A 542-nucleotide genomic window follows, 5' to 3' on the forward strand; every position below is an offset into this window, starting at 1 on the left:
TCTCGGGGGCGAGGACATCACCCATCTTTCCAAGGCGGCGCTGCGCCCGCACCGCCGCTCGATGCAGATCGTGTTCCAGGACCCATTCGCCTCGCTCAATCCACGCATGACCGCGGGCGACATCGTCGGCGAGCCGCTGGCCGTGCATGGGCTTGCGACCGGCAAGGCGCTGGAGGCGCGCACCGCAAAACTGTTCGAGCAGGTGGGCCTGCGGCCCGACCAGATGCGCAATTTCCCGCATCAGTTCTCCGGCGGCCAGCGCCAGCGCATCTGCATCGCACGGGCGCTGGCGCTGGGGCCGCGCCTGATCGTCTGCGACGAGCCGGTCTCCGCGCTCGACGTCTCGATCCAGGCGCAGGTGATCAATCTGCTGATCGATCTCCAGCGCCAGCACGGCTTCTCCTACCTCTTCATCGCCCACGACCTCGCCGTGGTCGCCCATATCAGCCACCGCGTCGCCGTGATGTATCTCGGCCGCATCGTCGAGATCGCCAGCAAGGACGAGCTGTTCAGGAATCCGCGGCATCCCTACACGCAGGCCC

Annotated in this window: 1 protein-coding gene; it reads left to right on the forward strand. The window is 67.2% G+C overall.

Annotated elements, in window-relative coordinates:
* Positions 1-542 (forward strand): ATP-binding cassette domain-containing protein (locus tag AC1D00_RS44700; protein WP_477015158.1); only part of this gene is annotated, 542 nt, incomplete at both ends.

The sequence above is a fragment of the Bradyrhizobium sp. P2_E8 genome, from assembly GCF_056403875.1.